We start from the raw sequence: 22,265 nt of genomic DNA on the forward strand, positions 1-22,265 counted from the left end.
AGCCATGAAATGATAGGTGGCTGTGCAGGTGACTTTGCTTTTAATAGTTGATTTATAGTTTATGAACATCGTCCTTCTTGACCCACGCCAAACTGAATCAGAGCTTTGGTCGATTAGCTCTAAACGTCAGCTTGAACATTTAAAACACCATATAAATATACAAGTAGGTGATACATTAAAAGTCGGTATTCGAGAAGGGCAACGTTACCTGACCGAAGTGGTCGAAGTGACTGAACAAGTGGTTAAACTCAAGCCGATTCAAATCGAACCCGTTCCGGCAAAATTACCGGTCACTTTAATTGTGGCGATGCCGCGTCCGAAAGTACTACGCCGTTTAATTATGGACAGTGTGACCTTGGGTGTCGAAAAGATTATTCTTTTGCACAGTTATCGGGTGGATAAAAGCTATTGGCAAACCCCATTTTTACAACAGCTTGATCAACATGTAACTCTTGGCTTAGAACAAGCTGGGGATACTATTGCACCCAAAATTGAAATCTATAAACGTTTTAAACCCTTTGTTGAAGATATCTTGCCCGGTTTAATTACAGCAGATTATCCGGCTTATGTGGCACATCCTTATGCAGACCTGAAAATGCCGTTTGCAATTGATCATCCATGTACGATTGTGATTGGACCCGAAGGTGGTTTTATACCTTATGAAGTGGATTTACTGATAAAAAACGGCTGCCAAGCAGTCAGCTTAGGCAACCGTATTATTCGAACCGAAACTGTAATTCCTTATGTGCTCGGTCGCTTATTTAGCGCGTGCTGATTCAGCCATTTCCGCTCCATCATTTCCACGATAGACTTTTACTTCCTGTACTGGGTAAGGAATAGAAATATTGTGTTCAGCAAAGGCTTCAATCACATGTTCTTGAACGTCACTGATGGATGCTGAAGTTGTGGTTTCAGTGGTATCTACCCACCAGCGCACATTCAGGTTAATTGAGAAATCTGCCAGCGCACTGACATTTACACTAAATGCTGGCTGGCTGAGGATGGTTTGGTCTTTATCCAAAATGCCCATGATGATGTTTTTGGCTTTTTGCACATCATCTTCATAGCCAATGCCGACCACAAACTCACAGCGGCGACGTTGATAGGCGGTATTTACCGTTACTGGGCTGGTATAAACCGTTGCGTTTGGAATCACGATACGACGGCCATCGGGTGAACGCAAGAAGGTCGCGCGAATCTGGATATCTTCAACCGTACCTTCCATACCCGACACGATAATGTCATCGCCAATTTTAAACGGTTCGCCCAGTAAAATCAGAATACCGGAAAGCAGGTTCTGGAAGATGTCCTTGAACGCGAAACCGATCGCGACCGAACCAATCCCTAAGGCACTCATCAGCTGACCTGGGGTGAATCCTGGAATGGCAATGACCATGGCAATCAGGAAACCAAAGAAAATAATGGCTGAACTACCAACACGGTTGAGTACCAGAACTAAATTTTGTTTGGTATAGCTGCGGTCGGCCAAGGCTTTACGGACAAAAAATTTAAACAATTTTGACAGTAAATAGAAGAGGGTAAATACCACCAACGCAATACAGATATAAGGTAAACGTTCCCAAAATGCCTCGACAAATTTATCGATGGTCGAGTAGGCATCATTGTATTTTGCGGTATGTTGAAGCACGGTTTGAGCCGTTTTTTCACCTGCTTCTTGCAACAGATCGGATGTGCCCTGAGTCACTTCACTCAAGGCATTGTTTTGTTCAGCCACTGGTTTTCCGAATCATAAAAATTATGGGCTATTTTGCCTGAAACTCAGCAATAATTTAACCAGCCATACGGGGTATTCACTGTAGTTTTGTGAAGAAACTGTCAGCAGCTTTTAAAAATATTGAGTGCCTTTTTGAATCACTTCTTGCGGCATTTCCAGTTCACCCTTACCGAACATATAAGACACCATGCTGCCTGAAGCCAAGAAACTTAACACAGTGATAATAATCATCAACCAGGCCAGTATTTTTTCCCAGACCGGTGTTTCACGGGGCAAACCATAGTTGTTGATTCCTGCTGTACCTGAACCTAACAGTAAATATAAACCGAGCAAAATATTTACTACAGGCAGTAAAAACAACAGAATCAGCCAGCCACTTCGGTTCATGTCATGCAACCGGCGTATGGTAATGACCATGACCAGATAGATGTACAGCACTAAAATAACCACGAAGCCGAGTCCTGCGATTCCCGTTATGGTGTTCACAAACTGATTGTCTACCGACAGGGTATTCAGGTTGAAAATACCCATGACCAAGCTCAGTGCAATCGTGGCAAAGAAAGTAATTAAATGCACAAAACCATACCAGCCAATTGAACTCAAACGACCAAAACGACCTTCTGGCGACAGGGGATTATCTGAGCTGCTCGGTTGAGGTCGGGAAAAAAAAGGAGATGAGTCTTGCGGGTTCATACGCTTTTTCCGGATAAAATTTAGATAAGAAAAATGTTGTATTTAGCAGAGTTAAAAGTACATTTTATGGTTAAAGTATAAGATTAAATAAACAGATCAGATACGAATAACACTGTTTTTTTTGTTGTATACGATAAGCAGTCTGTGTTTTAAATTGTATAAATAAACTACGACCAAAGCATGATTGGAGTGGTTGAAAAATAATCGTCATACTGTGGAAATGCAGTCAATAAAATCAATAACGTGGCATAGCATCTCGTGATGAGATGAAGAAGAGCAAGGAAGTACTTATGAAAGAGATCTATCCTGTACCAGAAGAATTTAAAAAAACCGCTCGTACCGTTGAGTCTGAATATTTCGAGCGTTATCAGAAATCCATCGATCAGCCGGATGAGTATTGGGCAGAGCAAGCCAATAAACTGGACTGGATTAAACCTTTTACCCAAGTCAAAAATACCAGTTTTGATAAGGATAATTTCAAAATCGAATGGTTCGCCGATGGGCAACTGAACCTCAGTGCCAACTGTTTAGACCGTCATTTAAAAGAACATCCGCATAAACCGGCCATTATCTGGGAAGGTGATCATCCTTCACGACATAAAATAATTTCGTTTAAAGAATTGCATGATGAAGTGTGCCGTTTTGCCAATGTGTTAAAAAAAAATGGGGTGACCAAAGGCGACCGTGTGGTGTTGTATATGCCAATGATCTCCGAAGCTGCCATTTCAATGTTGGCTTGTGCGCGAATTGGTGCAGTGCACTGTGTCGTATTTGGTGGTTTCTCACCAGACTCATTGGCCAGTCGTATTGAAGACAGCCAGGCGAAAATCGTGATTACCGCCGATTCTGGCATGCGTGGTGGCAAGCCGATTCCACTAAAAGAAAATGTTGATGCGGCACTCAAGGTACAGGGAACCGAATCGGTTCAAAATGTGATTGTGGTGTACCGTACCGGCAATCCGATTGATCTCAAGGAAGGGCGTGACCTGTGGTATCACATGGAAATCATGTCGGTCAATGAAATCTGCCCGCCTGAACCGATGAATGCCGAAGATCCTTTATTCATTCTGTATACCTCGGGTTCGACCGGCAAGCCGAAAGGGGTATTGCATACCACTGGTGGCTACCTCACTTATGTGAACTCCACTTTTCGTGAAGTGTTCGATATCAAGCAGGATGATGTGTTCTGGTGTACCGCAGACTTGGGCTGGATTACCGGGCATTCCTATGTGCTGTATGGGCCATTATCCACTGGAACAACCACTGTAATGTTTGAAGGTGTGCCACAATATCCAACTTGGGCGCGTACCGGTCATATTGTCGACAAACACAATATCACCATTCTGTATACAGCACCGACAGCGATTCGCGCCATGATGCGCGAAGGTGATGCCTTTATCCGCGAAAGTGACCGCAGCAGCTTGCGTTTAATTGGTTCCGTTGGTGAGCCGATTAACCCGGAAGCATGGAACTGGTATTACACCGTGGTCGGTGAAAGCCGTTGTCCAATTGTCGATACCTGGTGGCAAACTGAAACTGGCGGAATTTTAATTTCACCTTTGCCGGGAGCCACGGATTTAAAACCGGGTTCCGCTACTCGACCATTGTTTGGCATCCAACCCGCGATTGTCGATGCTGAAGGCAAAGAACTGGAAGGCGAAGCGGAAGGTAACCTGATCATCAAGGATTCCTGGCCGGGTCAGATGCGCACGATTTGGGGTGATCCAGAACGTTTTATTGAAGCTTATTTCTCAACTTATCCGGGAAGCTATTTCACTGGAGATGGCGCCCGCCGTGACAAGGATGGCTATTACTGGATTACCGGACGGGTGGATGATGTACTGAATGTCTCTGGACACCGTTTAGGCACGGCAGAAGTGGAAAGTGCCTTGGTGGCACATGAGCATGTGGCTGAAGCTGCGGTAGTCGGTATGCCACATGACATTAAAGGTCAGGGTATCTGTGCATTTGTCACCTTGCAGGCCGATTTTGAGGAATCCGAAGAGCTGCGTAAAGAACTGATCGACTGGGTGCGTAAAGTATTAGGACCCGTCGCTACACCCGATGCCTTGCATTGGGCACCCGCTTTACCGAAAACCCGTTCCGGTAAAATCATGCGCCGTATTTTAAGAAAGATTGCCGCCAATGAACTGGATACCTTGGGGGATACCTCAACCCTGGCAGATCCACAGGTGGTGGACAATCTGATCGCGACAGTCTATCCCAAGAACTAAGTCATTTTAGTCATTACCGCCTGCATTTTTCAGGCGGTATTTTTATTTTACGTATAAGGACTGCAGGCATTCAGATAAAGATGAAAAACATCATCTGCTAAGCTAAAAATATAGAAACAGATAGATATGATTATGAATGCCTCATCGCCACTTTTAAATTCAAATCCATTACAGATTGCTCAACAACTTGCGGAACAGTTTGCAAAGACTGCTGCTGAACGTGATAAACAAGGCGGCAATCCAAAATCCGAGCGTGATTTAATCCGTCAAAGTGGCTTACTGGGTCTTTCTATTCCCACCCAATACGGTGGGCAAGGGGCAGACTGGAAAACGGTTTTTCAAACCATTCGAACCATTGCCCAAGCTGATAGTTCACTGGCGCATGTCTATGGTTTTCACCATTTACTGATTGCAACGGTGCAACTGTTTTCACAACCTGAACAATATGGAAAATGGTTGGAGCAAACAGCACAAGAAAACCTGTTTTGGGGCAATACTTTAAATCCCTTAGACCGACGAACTACAGCAGTCAAAGTCTCTGAAACGGAATATGTATTTCAGGGCGATAAAAGCTTTTGTTCAGGCTCGATGGATTCAGATATCCTGCTTTGCTCGGGCTATAATGATGAGGGGAAATTACTGATTGGGGTAATTCCCACAGTACGTGACGGGGTCAGTTTTTTAGGTGATTGGAACAATATGGGACAGCGCCAAACCGACAGCGGCACCAGTCATTTCGAGCAGGTCAAAATCCAGCAGCATGAGTTGCTGTTAAATCCAGGCCCACTGAGTACGCCGTATTCGAGTTTACGTCCGCTGATTGCACAATTGATTTTTGTGCATCTGTTTTTAGGGGTGGCAGAAGGCGCCTTTGAAACAGCAAAACAAACCGTGCAAACTCAAAAAGCATGGTCAAAATCTTTGGTGGAAAATTCCGTGAATGATCCATTTACGCAAAAGCATTTTGCCGAGTTTTATGTGCAGCTTGAGGGCGTGCGTTTACTGGCCAATAAAGCGGTAGAGACTTTGCAAAATGCCTGGAACATGGGTGAAGCATTAACAGCCGAGCAGCGCGGTGAAGTGAGTATTGCCATTGCCACAGCAAAAATTGCTGCAACCCAGACTTCACTGTTTGTGACACAAAATATTTTCCAGGTGATGGGTGCACGCGCGACGACTGCCAAACTGAATCTCGACCGTTTCTGGCGCAATGTCCGTACCCAGACGCTGCATGACCCGATTGATTATAAATATCAGGAAGTGGGGGAATGGGTGTTAACAGGTAAAGTCCCTGATCCAAGTTTTTATTCTTGATGTGATTATTCAAAAAAGCCTCTATCTCGGGAGGCTTTTTTATTGAGGTATCTGCTCTTTTTTAATAATAGCGAAAAAGGGGTAGTCTTCTCTTTAGCCTTCGTTTTCCCCTCACCCCAACCATTTATCTCAGGGAGAGGAAGTTTCTCCTTTTAGGAGATGAGAACCCTCAGAATATATTCTGAGTTAGCAAGGGAGAGGTGAGATGTTTATCGAAAGGGCAGATGAGTAATATTAAAAAAGTCTATGCATAAAAAAAACCCTCAAGCCGAGCCTTGAGGGGGAGAATAGGGTAAAGCATTATTATTATAATTTGACCGCCTTAAGCTGATTTTGCTTGCAGCTGTTCCGCTTGCTCTGCTTCTAACTTACGAACCAATGGCAAGACTTTCGCACCGAAGTATTCAACATCTTCAATACAGTGTAGGAAGCCAGAAAGCACCAAGTCCACACCGATATCTTTGAGAACCAAAATACGTTCAGCAATTTGCTGTGGTGTACCAATCAGGTTGGTTTTGAAACCATCGTTATACTGCACCAAATCTTCAAAACTTGATTTTGCCCAGTTGCCTTCGCCTTCAGCGGTTGAGGCACCTGCTTCGCGGGTGGCATCGCCAAATGCATTCACAGCTTGAATATTGGCTTTATCGATAATTTCTTGCAGCACAGATTGCGCTTCTTCTGCGGTATCACGGGCAATAATGAAGGCATTCACTCCAATTTTAACCTGATGGTTATTGGCCTTGGCTTTCTCACGAATATCATCAATCTGTTTTTTAATTTCTTCAGGCGTGTTGCCATTGGTAAAGTACCAATCTGAAACGCGTGAAGCCATGTCACGTGCAGCACGTGAACTGCCGCCTTGGAAAATTTCCACAGGTTTGTTTGGAAGCGGCTGTGGACGTAGCGTGTAATCTTTAAACTGATAGAACTTGCCATCAAAGTTAAAGTGATCTGTATTCCAAATGCCACGTAAGCTGCGAATAAATTCTTCTGAACGAGCATAACGCTGATCGTGTTCTGGCCATTCTTCGCCAATCGCATCAAATTCACCGCGGAACCAGCCACTGACCACGTTAATCGCGATACGGCCATTGGTCATTTGGTTAATGCTGGCCAATTGTTTCGCTGCAAGAGCAGGTTTCCACGGCCCGGGTAAAATTGCCGCAATCAGTTTAATTTTTTCAGTTTTTGCTAACAATGCATGACTAAAACTGACCGATTCATGTTGATGTTCTGCGCCGTAGCTTGACGCAAAACGAATCTGGGTTAAACCATATTCAAAGCCGTTTTTTTCTGCTGCCTGGGCTAAGCGTACATTGTACTCATAGCTCCAGTCGGTGCGCTGTTCGATATTACTGACCACCAAGCCACCACTGACATTCGGTACCCAATAGGCAAATTTAACTTGGTTTTCTTGTTGATTTGACATATCTAAACCCTCGAGGTGGAAGTCGCTGATTAAGCGACTTGAGTCTTCGGTGCTTTTTTGCTGTGCAAGCGAGATTCCGCTGCATCTAGGCTTGGCACTGCCGCAGAAGGAAGTACTTCTTCCTGCTCGATTTGTTTATTAATGCCCAGGTTTTGGTTGGCTTGTTGGGTTTTCTCTTTCACCACTTCAGCACGTTGACCTTTAGCCGGTGCCCACTCAAGAATTGGTAGCGCACGTGCCACTGCTAAAGTAATACGGTCACGCAAGAACTCGCTGTGAATGGTGTATTCAGGGGTGAAATCTTTATCTGTTGCGTATACACCGATCGGCAGAGTTTGCGCCTGGAAGAAGCTAAACAGTGGACGTAATTGGTGCTCAAGAACCAGGGCATGACGTTCAGAACCGCCAGATGCTGCAAGTAAAACAGGTACATCAACCAATGCGGTTTGTTCTACAAAATCAAAGAAATGTTTAAATAGACCGGTAAATGATGCACGGTATACTGGTGTACCCACAATCAGTGCATCTGCTGCTTCTACGGCAGCTAAATCGTCTTGTACACGTTGTGGTAATTGATTGCGGTAGATCGCCCCACCCATCAATTGACCAATTTCGCTGAATTTAATGAAATGGACATTAATCGGTGTTGCTTCACCCAGTTCGTCTAGAATGGCTTGAACCAGAGCTTCGGTTTTTGACGGGTTGTTTAAACCACCCGATACAGCAACAATATTCAGTGGTTTTTGTGTATTTAAAATAGACATCTTGGAATAACCTAAAACAATAAAATCTCGGAATGTATTTATTAATCACCACCTGAGATATTCTGTAAAATAAGCAAATACAGAAAAGTTATCTGATTTTAAGATATAAAGAAAATTGCCATTAACTCAGCTTTAAAGGGTAGTTAATTATTTGATTTATAAATTTATCTTGATTGTTAATAAGCATTTTGCTTTATACGATAAAATTTATATCAAAATGTGATTAGATTTAAAGAAATTAAGAAAATGCGGAATTTTGTCAATTTCTTAAGCCGAATGTCGGCTTAAATGCAAAAATAGTGAGATCTTGCATATCCTTAGATGCATGACTATGGTTAGAATAGAAACCACTGTGCACAAGATCTTTCATGTCGCTTATGAATATTTTAATCGTTGATGACCATCCGTTGTTTCGTCATGCCTTGATTCAGGCCGTTCGTTACAGCTTACCGCAAGCTCAAATTCATGAAACGGCTGCAGTAAATGAGTTGTATGAACGCTTAGATAACGGACCGGAACCGGATTTGGTTTTATTGGATTTAAATTTACCAGGGGCTTCAGGCTTTTCAGCTTTGGTTCACGTCCGTGCACAATATCCCTCAATTCCAATTATTGTGGTTTCTGCGCATGAAGAAACTTCAATTATTCAGCGTGCCATTGCGCATGGTGCAATGGGCTATATTCCTAAATCGGCACATCCCAGCCATATTGGTGAGGCGATTCGCCAGGTGCTGGAAGGTGAAATCTGGTTACCGCCAAACTTGCCTGCCAATCTGAATTTCGATCCACGTGCAGCAGATGAAACTGCACTGGCAGAACGTATTCAATCGCTAACACCGCAACAATTCCGTGTATTGATGATGGTGGCGGAAGGTTTACTGAATAAACAGATTGCGTATGAGCTTGATGTTTCTGAAGCAACCATTAAAGCGCATGTCACGGCTATTTTCCGTAAATTGAATGTGCAAAACCGTACTCAGGCGGTATTGGCGATCAGTGCTTTGAATATTGAAGAAAAGAAAATGTAATCTGCTGAACCCAGCATTGAACGAAAAAGGCACTTAAATTAAGTGCCTTTTTCGTTGCGGTTTATTGCGAGGGATGCTTTGACTTTCAACGCATTTAGCATTTTAGATTACGCGACGCAGCTTTGTCTGGGAGTATGGTCTGTGCAAAATAAGGGATTTAATGCACATTGCAGATCATCAATTTGCTCTTGAGAGACATAGGCTTTCTCTTTCAGATATTCCGCCACGCTGTCATCTCTTAAACTTAAAAATGCCGCATCATATACGCCTAAATCGACAAATAAAGCCGCAGTTTCTAAGCTGTTAAAACGGTCTAAATAAACATCACTGCCATACAGCAGGAAAATATGATCTTCATTGGCATGGGTATTTACATCTAAGTGCTTTGCCAATTCGAAAGGTGGGGTCTTAATAAAGAGCAGATCAGACAATTCATCAAATTGGGTGGTATCGAGCAGATTCTCATCGGTTTTGACTTTGCCAAGCCATGCTTTAAAGACCAGCACCGCACCACCACGCAATAACATGCTCCAAATCTGGTGACGTACTTGATCAGTTAGGTCTTTAGATTCGGCTTTTAGGGATTGAATCAGCTTATCTTCTTGTTCAGCAAGTCGATCAAATAGACCCAAGCCTTGCGGTTTGTAGGCTGCAGGGCTGAAGACATCAAAATTCAACTCATCAAACACTTGTAATGCAAGCGGAACCGCACTTTGATACAAGGTGTTTAATGCCTGAATGTGAGTATCTTTTAAGTGGCTGGGCTTAAATAATTCAGTCCATTGAATTTCAGGTAACAGGGCATTGGCACCATATTGACGGTAAAATTGTTGCGATTGATCTACGCCATGACTTCTGGCTTCAGAAATGTTCATCTTAAACTCCTGTATTTTTCTATGATGATCAGTTCCTTGGGCAGCGTTTTATGTACGTACGGATAGACAGATTAAACTGATCATTTGTTGCTCTCATATATGAGCCAAGACGGCGACGAACGGAATACGACTAAAGTTATAGAGTGGGTTTTTATTAAAAAAATACTTTTAATAATAATAACTTATTAAATTGTAACTAATTATACAAGTGTATATTTGAATTTTGATGTTCTTTGCCATAGATACGTGGTTGGAGTTTTTGGTCAATGTAACGAAGCTTAAAACAAGACTTTTTGAACCGTTATGCCTAAATGAAAAAATAAATTGCCAGTACGCGTAATCATAGATGTATATATGTAAAAAAACGTCCATTTCATCAATTTGAAATGGACGTCCGGTTTTACAGTTTAGACTTAAGGACTGGAAATTTTTAAGCCTGATAACCATGACCGAAGCGATGCCGGTTTTAACGGTTTTTTCAGCAGCACAATATTCAGTTCTTTCAAATGTTGTGGAAGTTCAGGATCTGAATCTGCGGTAATCAGCGCCACAGGAACTTGCTCTTGACGATTTTCCAGAATGAAATCGAGACCGATTTTACCGTTATTCAAATGTTGATCGACCAGCCACACCTGAATGTTTTCTTGCTGAATCAGTTCTAGTGCCTGTTCAGGTTCGGTGGCTTTGAAGACTTGATAGCCCCATTTGGTGAGCAAGGTCGACATCCCTTCCAAAATAGTTTCATCATTATCCAAGCATAAAATTTTATAGGCTTTGCTTTTCAGCGGAATCGCCTGGACTGGCGCGGCTACCACTTTTGGTGCTTCCACAATCGGTACTTCAATCATGAAGCAAGAGCCTTTGCCATATTCGGAATAGACGTGTACAGGGTAGTCCAGCATGCTGGTCATGCGTTGTACAATGGCCAAGCCGAGTCCCAGACCTTGTTCACCCCAAGGCGAGGTATGACCGCAACGTTCGAACTCCTGAAACAGCTTAATCCGTTGTTCTTCAGCAATACCCGGACCGGTGTCCCAAACCCCAATACGGATATTGTTGGGTTTTTCTGCAGAACGTAGAACGCCGACAATCACCTTACCTTTAGCGGTATAACGTAATGCATTGCTGACAAAGTTTTGAATAATACGGCGAATCCATTGCGGATCAGTATCAATCCAGAATTGCGCATCATGCACACTGAATTTAATCCCGCGTTGTGCCGCAATCGATTTAAATTGCAGTTCTAAATCACTAAGCAAGTCATGCAGGGGATAAGCTTGACGTTTCGGTTGAATCGTCCCCCCTTCCAAACGCGCAATATCCAGCAGGGCAGACAACATGCTTTCTGCACCATGCAAGGCACGATCAAGTTGTTGCAGGGTCTTGCGATCTTCATCCGACTGAACACTTTGTTCCAAAGCGGTACTGAACAAACGCGCAGCATGCATCGGTTGTAACAAGTCATGACTGGCTGCTGCAATAAAGCGACTTTTCGACATATTGGCACGGTCAGCTTGTTCGCGTGCCAGCTGCTGCTCGGAAAGCGCATTGGCAAGCTGCTGGGTTCGATCCTGAACTCGCCCTTCAAGCATGGCTTCATTTTCACGGAACGCGGTAATATCGGCAAACGTAGTCACGAAACCACCGCCTTCAATCGGATTACCGCGCATTTGAATCACCCGACCATCTTTACGGATCCGTTCAAATTCATGCGCGCTACCCATCGCCATCCAGTGAATCCGTTTGCGTACGTGTTCTTCAACGGAACCCGGACCGCATTCACCACGTTCTGCGTTATAGCGAATTAAATCTGCAATTGGACAACCGACATAGACAATGTCTTTTGGATAATCGAACAGTTTAAGGTACTGATTATTCCATGCCACCAGACACATATTTTCATCAACCACACTCACTCCTTGGGTCATATGGTCAATCATGGTCATGATCAGGTTTTGGTTAAAACGCTGCCACTGTGAGGCCTGATCCAGAATATTCGCCACCTGACCGAGGGCTAAGCCATTATTCACCATAGCCGTAGTGAGCAGGGTGCGCGCAGAAGCTGAACCGATGGTTCCTGCCAGATATTGCTCGGTGAAGCGCCACCACATGCCATTGGCACTGCTGTTTTCATTCAGGATGACATTGTTTTGCGCACAGAATTGGTGGAAGGCTTGGGTGGCAGCACCTTCACCGGTAATCCGTTTGGCCAAGGCAATTAAATCTCCAACTTTTAGACGGGCCACATCATGTTGCAGGTAATTAATATCACTGGTCGTGCTATGCGAGGGTAAGGGCTTGGTTTCATAATAGAAGAAACTTTCCGCTTGAATCTGTTCTGCAATACTTGGGCGGAAAATTCGAGACACCCAAACATAGAGCAGGATATTCAGACCTAACGACCACACCACACCGTGGGTCAGGGCTGCAAAAGACTGAAAACCGAGCAATGCTTCTGGACGTAACCAGTTAATACCCAAAGGTCCCAGAGTCAGGAATTGTTGGGTAAACTGGCTATATTCAGCAGGCAAGCTACGCAGTACCGTCGGTAACAGCAAGGTATATGCCCACATTACAAAGCCGGTAATCAGACCTGCATAGACCCCTTGTTTACTGCCGCCACGCCAATAGAGTCCCCCAATCAGGGCAGGGGAGAATTGTGCAACCGCGCTAAATGCCAGCAAGCCAAAAACAGAGAGTTGGTCAATGTCATTAAAGAAATGGAAGAACAGGAAGCCCAGTAACATGACCGCTAAAATGCATATGCGGCGGGTAAATTTCAGTACCAAAGGCAGACGTTTGTCGTGACGTGAAAGTATGCCAGTGCGCCAGAGTGCCGGCATAATCAGGTCATTACTGAGCATGATCGACAAAGCGACAGAGGACACCAACAGCATGCCGGTTGATGCAGAAAAACCACCCAGGAAGGCCAATAGCGTCAACCATTCCTGGTTATAACTAAGCGGTAAGGAGAGAACGGCAACATCGGGAATGGCTAAAAAGTGCGGTGCTGCATGTAATGCCCAACTGGCAATGGGAATAATCGCGATGGTGGTGAGGATCAGATAAGTGGCAAACCAGCGACGCGCCCCACGAATATGTTTTTCATCGCGTAGTTCAACCACAGCCACATGGAATTGGCGCGGCAAACAAATGATTGCGAGTGCTGCCAATACCGTTTGTACCCAAAAAGTTTCCGGTACACCAAACAGTTGCACCTCTTTAAAGGTATCTGCGACATCACTTGAAATTTGCCCCAGATTGCCGGGAGCATCAAACACAAAAAATAACGCAACACAAATTAAAGCAAATAATTTAACAAAGGACTCAAATGCCACGGCCAACATTAAACCGCCATGTTGTTCGGTATTGGCAATTTGCCGGGTCCCAAAAATCATGGCCAAAATGGCTAATATCCCAGTTAAGAACAGCACACCATTGGTGGTACCTTCTATACCTGTACCTTGTTGCAAAACCACTGCAGCACTTAAGGCAATGGCTCTAAGCTGCAAGGCCAAATAGGGAATAATCGCGATGACGGCAAGAATAGTGACCAGGGAGGCCAAAGTCCCACTTTTGCCATAACGCGCGGCAACAAAGTCGGCAATCGAGGAAATGGCATGATGTTGACGTACTCGACCTAAGCGTCGCCAAATATCATAACCGACCCCGACAAAGATTAAGGGTCCCAAATAAATCGGCAGGAAGATAATCCCTTCACGAACAGCGGCACCGGTCGCACCATAGAATGTCCAGGATGAACAATAAACCCCTAAAGTCAAACTAAAGAGGAGCATGCGACCACGGGTACTTAATCGACTCGCGTGTTTTTCCCCAAAAAAGGCACAGATAAAAAGTAATGCGATATAGAGGGCGAGAACCCCGATAATGAGCCAGCTGTTCATATTGCCTACAGTGTAAAACTATATCGTAATCATACCCTATCTGGTAATCTGACCAGTGTAATTGGTTAAAATTTAACGACCAAAGTATTAATTACAACAACCCAACAAGATTGTTAAGTTATACAACGTAATAATTCGAATTAAAAAATAGCGCCTAAGGCTGGGCACAAACAGGAGCATTGGTTATGGATGAGAGACAGGTAGAGCAAATTCTACAGAATCCAAAATTTAAACAGATGGTCAGTAAAAAAAGCACACTGAGCTGGACACTTACAGCAATTATGTTGTTCGTCTACGTGGGTTTCATGCTGCTGGTCGGTTATAACAAAGAATTCTTAATGAGTTCTTTTAGCGGTGGTGTAACAACGTGGGGCATGCCACTGGGTCTAAGCATCATCGTATTATCATTTCTACTTTGTGGTGTGTATTCCTATATTGCTAACAACAAGTTAGATCCATTAACAAAAGAAGCAATGAGAGAAGTAGAAGCAATTGCGAATGAAAAAGGACCGCACTAATATGAAATGGAATTCATTGAAGGCTCAAGCCCTTGCAGCATCAACGCTGCTCATGTCGGGTATGGTCATGGCTGGCCCAGATCTTGGAGCTGCTGAGCAGCAACCAACCAACTGGCACGCAATCATCATGTTTGTGATTTTTGTTGCTTTCACTTTGGTGATTACCAAATGGGCAGCGAAGCAAACCACCAGTACGACAGATTTCTATACTGCCGGTGGTGGGATCTCAGGTTTCCAAAATGGTTTAGCGATTGCCGGTGACTATATGTCAGCTGCTTCGTTCCTGGGTATTTCCGCACTTGTGTTCAGTTCAGGCTTTGACGGTTTACTTTACTCACTTGGTTTCATGGTGGGGTGGCCAATCGTATTGTTCCTGGTGGCTGAACGTCTACGTAACCTAGGTAAATTCAACTTATCTGACGTGGTATCTTTCCGCTTGGCAGAAAAGCCAGTTCGTACTTTGGCGGCTGTGAGCTCACTTGTGGTTGTTGCATTCTACCTCATCGCTCAGATGGTCGGTGCAGGACAGCTGATCAAGCTGCTGTTTGGTTTGAACTACAACATTGCTGTTGTCATCGTTGGCTTGCTGATGATGGCTTATGTGATTTTCGGCGGTATGCTGGCAACCACTTGGGTACAGATCATCAAAGCGGTGATGTTACTTTCAGGCGCAAGCTTCATGGCATTTATGGTCATGAAAGGTGTGGGCTTTAGCTTCACTGAAATGTTTGACCAATCGATTCATATCTTCTCTAAAGTTCATGATATTACTTTGGCAGAAGCCGGCAATATCATGGGGCCGGGGAAGTTAGCCGCAAATCCACTTGATGCAATCTCTTTAGGTCTTGCATTGATGTTTGGTACTGCCGGTTTACCGCATATCTTGATGCGTTTCTTTACGGTGAAGGATGCCAAAGAAGCACGTAAGTCAGTGGTTGTTGCAACAGGTTTCATTGGTTATTTCTACCTTTTAACCTTCATCATTGGTTTCGGTGCGATTATGTACGTATCGAACAATCCACAATTCCTTGATGTGGCGAAAATGGCAGTGACTGGCAAGTTAGAGCTTGTTGGTGGTAACAACATGGCTGCGGTGCACTTAAGTGATGCGCTTGGCGGTGACTTGTTCATGGGCTTCATTTCAGCAGTGGCATTCGCAACGATTCTTGCAGTGGTTGCAGGTTTGACATTGTCTGGTGCTTCAGCAATTTCACATGACTTGTATGCAAACGTATTCAAGAAAGGTCAAACGACTCCTGAATCTGAACTTCGCATGTCAAAAATTGCGACTTTAGGTCTTGCAATTTTTGCGATGATTTTGGGTATTTTGTTCGAGAAACAAAACGTTGCCTTCATGGTCGGTTTGGCATTCTCGGTGGCTGCATGTGCCAACTTCCCGGTACTTGTATTGTCAATGTTCTGGAAAGGCTTAACCACGCGCGGTGCGGTCATTGGTGGTGTCGTGGGTCTAGGTCTTGCAGTGCTGTTGATTGTGCTGTCTAAAGCAGTTTGGGTGGATACATTAGGTATCTCTGATACGCCAATCAATCCATTTAACGGTCCTGCGATCTTCGCTATGCCATTGTCGTTCTTCTGCTGCTGGTTGTTCTCTGTGACTGATAATTCAGCACGTGCACAAGCAGAGCGTAAGGCATTTGACGCACAGTATGTTCGTTCAATGACAGGTATTGGCGCATCAGGTGCATCTGATCACTAAGACTCAAAATTGAATCTATAAAAAAGTCCCTGAGGGGACTTTTTTATTGCCTAGAGATTCAATATATGATTGATAAAGTGTTTTTTAAATTCAATCAGTTTGTTTTTGAAGCTGATTTTGATTTTTGTCTTGGGGGGAGTTCATTGTTAAAATTTAATTAGGGGGCATTTGTTAATGATTTTTTGGTGATTTTCATACAAATGTGTCACTGGTAGGGTGCTTAATTCATGCTAAGTTGATCAGGTGAAAAATAAAGAAAACAGCATAATAAAAAAACAGCAATCTCTTGGAGTGGTAAATGCAGGCCTTTATTGATGTTTGGAAGATTTTCCGCTTATTACCTTCAGCGTGGCTGATCTTATTGCAATTTATCATTTTAATATTATCTGTGGCAGGCAATTACAGTATGACCTATCGGACGTTGACCTGGCTTTTAGGGGTCTTGGTTTTACTGGTGATCGCCAAAGTCATTCGCCAAACACCGATGTTTACCATTTTAGGATTGAGTTTTGTCGGTGGTGCGGTAATTTTTTCTTCACTGATTTTATTGGGTGTAAAACATCCCATGCTTCAAGTGATTGCGCATGGTTTCGAAGCTGCAGCCTATTTTAGTGCCGCATATGGTTTATTGCGTTATATGTTTGAAGATCGTTATTTAACTCGAGATGAACTGTTCGCTGCCGGTGCGGTATTTACATTGCTTGCTTGGGGTTTTGCCTTTTTATATAACATTTGTCAGCTTTTGGTACCGAGGAGTTTTCAAAATCCCAATATGACTGGTTTACAAACATGGCTGGATTTATTGTTTTTAAGTTTCAGTTTGCAGTCGGCAACAGGCCTGTCTGATTTAATGCCGATGAGTGCACCTGCACGTGTGCTGGCGGTGCTACAAATGTTTTGTGGTGTCATGTACTTGGCACTGATTGTTTCGCGTTTAATTGCCCTGCAATATATTGCATATTTACCAGATCATGATGATGTTAATAAATAAGAGCAGTGTGATTCATGAGAATAATGGCTTTCCATCTGAATAAAGCTAGACAATAAAAAAGGACTCAATTGAGTCCTTTTTTGAATTCTTTTTCTAATTGGAAATTAGAAGCGGAATTTAGCATTTACGCCAACAGTTTCTGTATCGTATACAGAACCTTTTTCAGCATTAGCATTTACGTAAGATGCACCAACTGCAACAGCAGGAGTGATGAAGTAATTTATGTTCGCACCCCAAGCTTTGTCTGGTGAACCATCGAAGCTAGATTCAGCATAAGACGCGCCAACGCTTAATTTAGGTGTAACGAAAAGAGTTGTACCTAGGTTGTAAGCAGTATCTTCACCGTAAACTAAACCGCTTTCGAAACCGATTGACATGTTTGTACCATCGATTGCACCAACGTATTTAGTACGTGCAGTGATCGCGTCTTGGTCTTGATCAATCGTGTCAGATTCTAAACCAGCTTTAACAACACCGTTTGAAAGGATGTTGAAAGCATCATAAGAAGTCTGGTTAGCAACGCTAGTATAACCAACAGCTACCAAGAAGTTAGGAGCTACTACAGCACCAAGTTCTAAAGCATAACGGTCGCCATGGTCATCAGCTTGGTTGTTTTTGTTGTCTGTAATTGTGTTGCTATAAGAAGCGCTAGCATATACAGGAACAACTTTAGTTGGAATATACGCTTCTGCTTTAGCACCAATAGTATGAGAAACAAAGTCTTCACCTTCAGCATCTACGTCGTATTCACCATAGTTATAAGCTACAGAAACGTTAGATGCTTGGTTTAAGAAAGCTACTTCAGCCAATGGACCTTTTGAAGAATCAACATTTTTAAGGTAATAAGTACCTTGTACAGCACCCGTAAAGTTTTTGTCATTTGCTGTGTTATCAACGTACTCAGATTGACCTTGTACTTCGAATTGGTATGCTTGAGCACCGGTCATGGCTAATAATAAAGCAGTGGCTAAACCAAGTTTTTTCATAATAATTACCCGTTCTGTTAAAAATGGATTAAACAGTAGGCATTGTATTGTAACAAAACATTAAGTCAATGAACTATAATGACATTATTTTGTTGAGTTTTTGTATTAAATCATATGGATGGTTAAAAAATGTGCAGATGATTGATTTTATGTCAACATTAAAAAACTTTTTTTAGAACAAATGAATATACGGATTTCTACAGCTGTTTTTTGGGAAAAAACGGAAAATTCGAGAGCCTTTTAACAATGTAAAATTTGATAAAGTTTTTCTATTAATTGTAAAAAACAATTTATAGAGCTGGCTTAAGTATGGATTGTTTCGCATATTTTTAATTTTATTTAGAATTTAGTACCAAAGTTAGCCTTAAAATATTTCATTTGAGTATAAAAAATAAACATATCATTTTTATTTATGTGATGATTTTTGCATTATTGTCTAATTATTGTGATTTAACTAAAAGCCAACTAATCCAATAGGCTTTACTTATTTGGTAATTTTTATCATAATCTATCTATCAAGTCATGTTACATTAAAATAATGTGATGATGATCTGATTCTCCATGAACAAGTTTTGTTTTTATATGCCCAACTTTCCCCAAGGTTGGGTTTTTTTTGCCTGAAATAAGTGTGCTTTGCCTAAGTTATTATATTTAATAAAGAAAATATCCAAGTATTAGCGCAGCATTGAAACTAAAAGAATATTCTTCTTTATTTTTTGATCAATGATTGATTACAAAGCAGAATATTTGAAAAAGGTGAATTTGGAATGATTTGTAATAATTATGCACTAATATGATGCGTTATTAATATTGATTTTGCGCCATTTCTCAATTTTTAGTCATAAAAAACCCCAGTTTCCTGTGAAAACTGGGGGTTTTTTAGCCAAAAATCTCGGATAAATCAAAAATCCTGCTGAGGAATGATTTTGACTTGCCCTAATGCGGTGCATTATGCACTTATTTGTAGCATGTGTAAATATTTTCTTAGACCTGTTATAAAAATATTTTTAGCTATGTGTCATTCATACAAAATGATGTGAATGAATTTAATAAAAGTAGAAAATTTAGGCTTTCGAGATTTCGAGATGAAACAATGATTATTTTACTTAAGTTGCTTAATGGGGGGGCTTGATGCAATTAAGTGCTTGTCAGAAGGAAAGTGAAAAGAATTCTAATCAATCCATGATGCTGATGAGCGCAAGCAATTGAGCTTAGATATTTGGAATAAACTTGGTTTATTCTTTTATCTTCATTAGAGAGTAGTATTAATAATAATTTTTTATAAAAAAATAAGATAAACGGTTGATAAGAAAGAATTAGTAGTATGAAAATCATGTAATATATACGATTGTATTATAAACGAAATATGATGATGATTGGCCAGTTGTTTTTGTGTGGGACGTACTGAATCCATGTATAAATTACGTTCGGGACATATTAGTCAACGGCTTTTTTTGTCGATGATTATCATTATTTTCTCACTGCTTTTTCTTTCTGTTCCTTTAATTGTCAGTAGCTATCAGAGTTATCAAAAAGCAGATCGAGCCTTAACTGAAATTTCTGCGTTACGTGCAGTTGCCGATTTAGCCAATAAAGTTTCACGTGAGCGAGCACCTGCGAATAAGGTGATGTCGAGCACCGCTGAAGAATTAGCTGAAAATCTACAAGAGCTGCAAGCGCATCGAAAAGAAGTCGATATACAAATTGATCAGACCATACAGATTTTAAATGCAGCGGGCTTTTCTGCCCAGGTACGAGGCTTATCTTCCAATTTAAAAGTAACTTTACAGCAAGGTCGTCAAGCTGTAGACGCGTATGCTGCTTTGCCCCGATCTGAACGTACTTCAAAACAACTTGATGATGCGATTAAGCAAATGTTCACGGCTTGGGATAGTTGTCACGAAATTTTAAAAAATGTATTGGTACACGCTGAAGCTAAAAGCACATCTGTTTCTGAATACTATACGCTGATTTTAATTCTGGCAGATTTACGCGATCAGGCAGGGCGAATTGCCTCCAATATCATGGCATCCATCACTTTTGTAGAAAAAATACCTGAAGATAATCTGGCCCGATCATTACAGACTCAACATCAGGCAAGGTATTTATGGGCTTTGGTCAATACCATACAACCTGAACAAGGTAAAACCCCCGAATATTTAGCTTTGCATCAAAAAGTAAAAACACAGTTTTTAGACCAAGGCATTCCAATTGTTGCAGGTTTAATTAATGAAAGTTTGCATAATAAGCGTTATTCATTAACTGGTACGCAATTGACAGAGGCTATGGTCGACAAATTTGTAACAGTGGTAAATTTGCAAACCTATATTTTAGATTACAGTGTTAGCGTTGCTCAAGATGAGAAAAATCAAGCGAAACAACAATTTATAATAACGCTATTGGTTGCAGTAATTTGTCTGGTTACCGCATGTTTTACCATGATTTATGCGCGAAATGGGGTATTTAAACCTTTACTTAAAGCCAAAAATGCAATTCTTCGTTTGGCACAGCATAAAGTTGCAGATAGTGAATTTGATGAATTATCAAATGATCCAGTAACATTGTTACAGGCAATTAAAAAGTTGAAATCTGTGCTACAGCAACGTGATGCTTTAGAATTCCAACTTAGAAATATTGCCAATACTGATAGTTTGACTGGTGTATCCAACCGTTTGGCTTTGGATGAATACATTAAGTATTTGGAAAAGAAACCTGAAAAATTTACTCAAACAGCCCTGATTATTTTTGATATTGATGATTTTAAATATGTAAATGATACATTTGGGCATATTGTCGGTGATGAAGTTATTAGGTTAGTCGCGGAAAAATTACAATTTAATGTACGTACTTCAGATTTGATCGTGCGTTATGGCGGTGATGAATTTTTGGTGTTAATCGAACAGGCTGATTTTCAGGATGCCTGGGTTGTTGCGAACAAAATTCTTAAAGAAATTGGCAGCTCTGAACTCTACATTGCTGAGATCAATCAGAATATCCAGATTTCGGTAAGTGCGGGTGTGGCGGTTGGTGCGGCATCGTGGATGGCACTATTAGAAAAAGCCGACAAGTCTTTATTTCAAGCCAAAGAAAATGGGAAGAATAAAGTGGCGGGGTGAGGTTGAATTCACCCTCTATTTAGTTTTCCCAATCAAATAATTAATAAAATTAGTACATGCAACCAGCATAAATTTAGCATCGATATAACTCAAATTTGATTCTTCTAGCATGGCATGGCGAATACCATCCGCATCAGAGGTATAGCCATAAAGTTGGCTTAAACTTGCTTTAAGGGCAGGGTGTAAACCAAGTTTATCTTCAATAATTGAGTTTCGATAATCAGAGCTTTGACGATCTGAGAGCAATTTCAAAGCTTGATTGAGATGTTGTTGAACACCTGAATATGGATTTGTATTTTTTAGAGCATCTTCGATAGATTGGATTTCTTGTTCAGAGGTAATTTCAATAATTTGATTCCTGATAATTCGATAACTAGAGTTTTCTTCGGTTAAAATATTATTGATTTCAATTAGAATTTTTTTTATTTTTTGATATCTTTGATTGATATATTCATTATTAAGTATAAATTCTAGAAAGTCATAAATTTCGTACCAAGGGGCTTTAAATAGGCTGACTCGGATATCTTTAATTACACTACTTTGAACTATTGATAGGCTATCCAAAGGTTTTTTCAGAAAACTTGAATAAATATCATCAATGAGTTGTAGTCTTGTGTTGTAAGGAAGCTCCTCATATTCTATTAAAAAACTACTATAGATGGATGACCAAATTCTATTTCGAAGCTCTTCAGAAATTGATTCCTTTTGAATAATTTCTCTTACAGGTTTATAGCCATATCGTTCTGAAAACCGCATTTTGTTCCCCCTAACAAATTTAAAATTATATTTATTTTTAATCCTCTCTAACCCTCCGTTATAAAAGGAGGGAATTTCCCACTGCTGTCCCATAGTTTGATTTAAATAAAAAAACCTGAGTCCGAACAGTTAAAATATGAGTGCAAACAAACACTTTAACGACCAGGATTCAGGTTTTGTCACATCAGAATACCGTATTTC

The 22,265-nt window shown here is 41.5% G+C and carries 16 protein-coding genes; 8 read left to right on the forward strand and 8 right to left on the reverse strand.

What is annotated here, in order from left to right; all coding sequences use genetic code 11:
- The first annotated feature begins 61 nt into the window (after nt 1–61).
- Nucleotides 62–775 carry a 16S rRNA (uracil(1498)-N(3))-methyltransferase gene (locus tag HLH16_RS09170; RefSeq protein WP_131288273.1) on the forward strand — a complete coding sequence of 238 codons (714 nt, stop codon included), beginning with the start codon at nt 62–64 and terminating at the stop codon, nt 773–775.
- Here the strand turns inward: HLH16_RS09170 and HLH16_RS09175 are convergent.
- Nucleotides 758–1,735 (reverse strand): mechanosensitive ion channel family protein, encoded by a 978-nt coding sequence (locus HLH16_RS09175; RefSeq protein WP_131288270.1) that lies wholly within the window; start codon nt 1,733–1,735, stop codon nt 758–760. The genes HLH16_RS09170 and HLH16_RS09175 overlap by 18 nt on opposite strands.
- A gap of 111 nt (nt 1,736–1,846) precedes the next feature.
- Nucleotides 1,847–2,428 carry a DUF805 domain-containing protein gene (locus HLH16_RS09180; protein ID WP_131288268.1) on the reverse strand — a complete coding sequence of 194 codons (582 nt, stop codon included), beginning with the start codon at nt 2,426–2,428 and terminating at the stop codon, nt 1,847–1,849.
- A 290-nt stretch (nt 2,429–2,718) separates the two neighbouring features.
- Between HLH16_RS09180 and acs the strand changes: the two genes are divergently transcribed.
- Together acs and HLH16_RS09190 are read left to right on the forward strand one after the other, a co-directional pair.
- Nucleotides 2,719–4,662 carry an acetate--CoA ligase gene (acs, locus tag HLH16_RS09185; protein ID WP_131288265.1) on the forward strand — a complete coding sequence of 648 codons (1,944 nt, stop codon included), beginning with the start codon at nt 2,719–2,721 and terminating at the stop codon, nt 4,660–4,662.
- Between the two features lie 132 nt (nt 4,663–4,794).
- A complete protein-coding gene (locus HLH16_RS09190) occupies nt 4,795–5,976 on the forward strand; it encodes an acyl-CoA dehydrogenase family protein (RefSeq protein ID WP_131288262.1) in 1,182 nt (393 codons plus the stop codon).
- A gap of 322 nt (nt 5,977–6,298) precedes the next feature.
- Here the strand turns inward: HLH16_RS09190 and sfnG are convergent, their stop codons facing one another.
- Together sfnG and msuE are read right to left on the reverse strand one after the other, a co-directional pair.
- Nucleotides 6,299–7,408, reverse strand: coding sequence for a dimethylsulfone monooxygenase SfnG (sfnG, locus tag HLH16_RS09195; protein WP_131292599.1), 1,110 nt, complete (start codon nt 7,406–7,408; stop codon nt 6,299–6,301).
- Between the two features lie 29 nt (nt 7,409–7,437).
- Nucleotides 7,438–8,172 carry an FMN reductase gene (msuE, locus tag HLH16_RS09200; RefSeq protein ID WP_131271351.1) on the reverse strand — a complete coding sequence of 245 codons (735 nt, stop codon included), beginning with the start codon at nt 8,170–8,172 and terminating at the stop codon, nt 7,438–7,440.
- A 377-nt stretch (nt 8,173–8,549) separates the two neighbouring features.
- Between msuE and HLH16_RS09205 the strand changes: the two genes are divergently transcribed.
- A complete protein-coding gene (locus HLH16_RS09205; protein WP_131292605.1) occupies nt 8,550–9,200 on the forward strand; it encodes a response regulator in 651 nt (216 codons plus the stop codon).
- Between the two features lie 107 nt (nt 9,201–9,307).
- Here the strand turns inward: HLH16_RS09205 and HLH16_RS09210 are convergent, their stop codons facing one another.
- Both HLH16_RS09210 and HLH16_RS09215 read right to left on the reverse strand, forming a co-directional pair.
- A complete protein-coding gene (locus HLH16_RS09210) occupies nt 9,308–10,075 on the reverse strand; it encodes a hypothetical protein (RefSeq protein ID WP_131292602.1) in 768 nt (255 codons plus the stop codon).
- 413 nt (nt 10,076–10,488) lie between these two features.
- Nucleotides 10,489–13,980: a hybrid sensor histidine kinase/response regulator gene (locus tag HLH16_RS09215; protein WP_131292561.1), complete on the reverse strand. Its 3,492-nt coding sequence runs from the start codon at nt 13,978–13,980 to the stop codon at nt 10,489–10,491.
- A gap of 185 nt (nt 13,981–14,165) precedes the next feature.
- Between HLH16_RS09215 and HLH16_RS09220 the strand changes: the two genes are divergently transcribed.
- From HLH16_RS09220 to HLH16_RS09230, 3 genes are all read left to right on the forward strand, one after another.
- On the forward strand, nt 14,166–14,498 hold the full coding sequence (locus HLH16_RS09220) for a DUF485 domain-containing protein (RefSeq protein WP_067725504.1): 333 nt from the start codon (nt 14,166–14,168) through the stop codon (nt 14,496–14,498).
- Nucleotide 14,499: 1 nt separating this feature from the next.
- The gene (locus tag HLH16_RS09225) at nt 14,500–16,215 is read left to right on the forward strand and encodes a cation acetate symporter (RefSeq protein ID WP_131292564.1); all 1,716 of its coding nucleotides are present in this window, start codon (nt 14,500–14,502) and stop codon (nt 16,213–16,215) included.
- A gap of 298 nt (nt 16,216–16,513) precedes the next feature.
- Entirely contained in the window at nt 16,514–17,206 is a 693-nt protein-coding gene (locus HLH16_RS09230) for an ion channel (protein WP_171529104.1), read from the forward strand.
- Between the two features lie 104 nt (nt 17,207–17,310).
- Here the strand turns inward: HLH16_RS09230 and omp33-36 are convergent, their stop codons facing one another.
- Nucleotides 17,311–18,192 carry a porin Omp33-36 gene (gene omp33-36 / locus HLH16_RS09235; protein WP_171529105.1) on the reverse strand — a complete coding sequence of 294 codons (882 nt, stop codon included), beginning with the start codon at nt 18,190–18,192 and terminating at the stop codon, nt 17,311–17,313.
- Nucleotides 18,193–19,604: 1,412 nt separating this feature from the next.
- On the opposite strand from omp33-36, the gene HLH16_RS09240 reads away from it, so the two are divergent.
- Nucleotides 19,605–21,308, forward strand: a complete 1,704-nt coding sequence (locus HLH16_RS09240) for a GGDEF domain-containing protein (protein WP_171529106.1) — start codon at nt 19,605–19,607, stop codon at nt 21,306–21,308.
- A 15-nt stretch (nt 21,309–21,323) separates the two neighbouring features.
- Here HLH16_RS09240 and HLH16_RS09245 read toward each other — a convergent pair whose 3' ends face one another.
- Nucleotides 21,324–22,064, reverse strand: a complete 741-nt coding sequence (locus tag HLH16_RS09245; RefSeq protein WP_171529107.1) for an AbiJ-NTD4 domain-containing protein — start codon at nt 22,062–22,064, stop codon at nt 21,324–21,326.
- Nucleotides 22,065–22,265: the final 201 nt, after the last annotated feature.

Source organism: Acinetobacter sp. ANC 5378 (assembly GCF_013004315.1).
Lineage (GTDB): Bacteria > Pseudomonadota > Gammaproteobacteria > Pseudomonadales > Moraxellaceae > Acinetobacter.

Excerpts from the sequence above, each read along its gene's own strand:
- HLH16_RS09190 (WP_131288262.1), top strand. The coding sequence starts at position 4,795 with ATGAATGCCTCATCGCCACTTTTAAATTCAAATCCATTACAGATTGCT.
- HLH16_RS09240 (WP_171529106.1), top strand. The coding sequence starts at position 19,605 with ATGTATAAATTACGTTCGGGACATATTAGTCAACGGCTTTTTTTGTCG.
- acs (WP_131288265.1), top strand. The coding sequence starts at position 2,719 with ATGAAAGAGATCTATCCTGTACCAGAAGAATTTAAAAAAACCGCTCGT.
- omp33-36 (WP_171529105.1), bottom strand. The coding sequence starts at position 18,192 with ATGAAAAAACTTGGTTTAGCCACTGCTTTATTATTAGCCATGACCGGT.
- HLH16_RS09205 (WP_131292605.1), top strand. The coding sequence starts at position 8,550 with ATGAATATTTTAATCGTTGATGACCATCCGTTGTTTCGTCATGCCTTG.
- msuE (WP_131271351.1), bottom strand. The coding sequence starts at position 8,172 with ATGTCTATTTTAAATACACAAAAACCACTGAATATTGTTGCTGTATCG.
- HLH16_RS09230 (WP_171529104.1), top strand. The coding sequence starts at position 16,514 with ATGCAGGCCTTTATTGATGTTTGGAAGATTTTCCGCTTATTACCTTCA.
- HLH16_RS09215 (WP_131292561.1), bottom strand. The coding sequence starts at position 13,980 with ATGAACAGCTGGCTCATTATCGGGGTTCTCGCCCTCTATATCGCATTA.
- sfnG (WP_131292599.1), bottom strand. The coding sequence starts at position 7,408 with ATGTCAAATCAACAAGAAAACCAAGTTAAATTTGCCTATTGGGTACCG.
- HLH16_RS09245 (WP_171529107.1), bottom strand. The coding sequence starts at position 22,064 with ATGCGGTTTTCAGAACGATATGGCTATAAACCTGTAAGAGAAATTATT.
- HLH16_RS09225 (WP_131292564.1), top strand. The coding sequence starts at position 14,500 with ATGAAATGGAATTCATTGAAGGCTCAAGCCCTTGCAGCATCAACGCTG.
- HLH16_RS09220 (WP_067725504.1), top strand. The coding sequence starts at position 14,166 with ATGGATGAGAGACAGGTAGAGCAAATTCTACAGAATCCAAAATTTAAA.
- HLH16_RS09210 (WP_131292602.1), bottom strand. The coding sequence starts at position 10,075 with ATGAACATTTCTGAAGCCAGAAGTCATGGCGTAGATCAATCGCAACAA.
- HLH16_RS09170 (WP_131288273.1), top strand. The coding sequence starts at position 62 with ATGAACATCGTCCTTCTTGACCCACGCCAAACTGAATCAGAGCTTTGG.
- HLH16_RS09180 (WP_131288268.1), bottom strand. The coding sequence starts at position 2,428 with ATGAACCCGCAAGACTCATCTCCTTTTTTTTCCCGACCTCAACCGAGC.